The sequence below is a fragment of the Phenylobacterium sp. genome (genome assembly GCF_031425575.1).
GTDB lineage: Bacteria > Pseudomonadota > Alphaproteobacteria > Caulobacterales > Caulobacteraceae > Phenylobacterium.
In genome coordinates this window covers 1-1,762 of sequence record NZ_JANPJP010000227.1, presented here as the reverse complement: position 1 = coordinate 1,762, position 1,762 = coordinate 1, and the positions used below count along the sequence as shown (strand labels likewise).

The window sequence follows — 1,762 nt, the reverse complement described above, 5'->3', positions numbered from 1 at the left end:
GACCTGGCCACTCTGGTGGCGCGCCGCCGCATGATCGAGAAAGAGCTGCAGAACCTCTCCGATCAGGCCGCCCGCTATGAAAGCTCGGCCCGCGCCGCCCTGTCCAAGGGCGACGAGGCCCTGGCCATGGAAGTCGCCCAGCGCATTTCCGAGCTGGAGACGGATGTCACCGCCAAAACACCCCAGCTGGCCGAGATGAAGGTCGCCGAGGAGCGGATGCACAAGACCATCGCCACCACCCAGCAGCGCGTCGAGAACCTGCGCCGCGAGATCGACGTGGTGAAGGTCAACGACAGCGTCCAGAAGGCTCAGGCCGCCGTGGCCAACCAAGGCGCCGGCGCCTCTGCGCGGTTGGGATCGGCCGCCGACAGCCTGAAGCGCATCAAGGAACGCCAGGCCATCGCCGACGAGAAATTCAAGGCCGCCGGCGAACTGGAAGACCGCCGCACCGGCGCCGACCTGGACGCCAAGCTGCAGGCCGCCGGCATCCTGCCGGGCCATTCGTCGGCCAGCGACGTCCTGGCCCGCCTGAAGGCCCCGGCCGGCGAGCCCATGCCCATGCTGGAGGCGCCGCGGTTGCAGATCGAGGCGCAGCCGGTGGCCGTCGAACGCGGCGAGAAGGCGTAGGTTTTCCCCTTACCGCCCCCGCGAAGCGGCGGGAGGGGGACCGCGCCCCGTAGAGGGCGGGGTGGAGGGGGCGAGCTCCATCCGCCGAGATAATGAGTTTCCGCTGACGATGAGCCAGCGGCCTGCCCCCTCCACCATCGGCTCTCCGGCCGATGGTCCCCCTCCCGCCGCTTTGCGGGGGAGGCAAGGAGACTGCCATGAAACGCATCAAAACCCTCGAACGCCCGGGCTGGGACGAGACAGCCGAGCGGCTGGGCTTTACCTGGCGCCATCTGGACGGCGCCCGGTACTGGGACGAGCGCGCCTATTATCAGTTCTCCCTCGCTGAGATCGAAGACGGTCTCGAGGAACCGGCCCGCGCGCTGCACGCCCTGTGCCTGGATCTGGTGGCCGAGGTGGTTGGCAGCGAAGCGCTGATGGCCCGGCTGGCCATTCCCGAGGCGTCCCGCGACGACGTGGCCGCAAGCTGGAAAGCCAAGGCCCCGTCACTCTACGGCCGCTTCGACTTCGCCTATGACGGCGCGGGCCCGGCCAAGCTGTTTGAATACAATGCCGACACCCCCACCAGCATCTACGAGACGGGTACCTTCCAGTGGATGTGGCTGGAGGAGATGATCGCCGCGGGCCGCCTGCCGGCCGACGCCGACCAGTTCAACAGCCTGCACGAAAAGCTGCAGGCGCGCTTCAAGGCGATCTTCCCGGCCGGCGGCTTCGTCCATTTCGCGAGCGACGAAGCCAGCGTCGAGGACCGCCAGACGGTGAAGTATCTCGAGGACATCGCCACCCAGGCCGGGATCGAGCCAAAGTTCGTGCCCATCGACAAGATCGGCCTCGACGCCGACGGCCGCTTTGTCGACCAGGACAACTTCCTCATCGGGGCGCTGTTCAAGCTCTATCCCTGGGAGGAGATGTTCCGGGAAGAGTATGCCGCCAAGGTGGGGGGCTCAAAAACCACCTTCCTGGAGCCCGCCTGGAAGGCGATCCTCTCCAACAAGGGCCTGCTGCCTCTGCTCTGGGAGCGCAATGCCGGCCACCCCAACCTGCTGCCCGCCTTCTTCGAGGACGACCCGCGCTGCGAACAACTGGGCAATTCGTATGTGCGAAAGCCCCTGTTCTCCCGCGAAGGCGCCAATAT

2 protein-coding genes are annotated in these 1,762 nt (G+C 67.1%); both read left to right on the top strand.

Going from position 1 to position 1,762, the window contains the following annotated elements:
- A partial coding sequence (locus tag RMO97_RS12715; protein WP_310541431.1) for a PspA/IM30 family protein occupies positions 1-627 on the top strand: 627 nt, incomplete at its 5' end.
- A gap of 197 nt (positions 628-824) precedes the next feature.
- A partial coding sequence (locus RMO97_RS12710; RefSeq protein ID WP_310541430.1) for a glutathionylspermidine synthase family protein occupies positions 825-1,762 on the top strand: 938 nt, incomplete at its 3' end.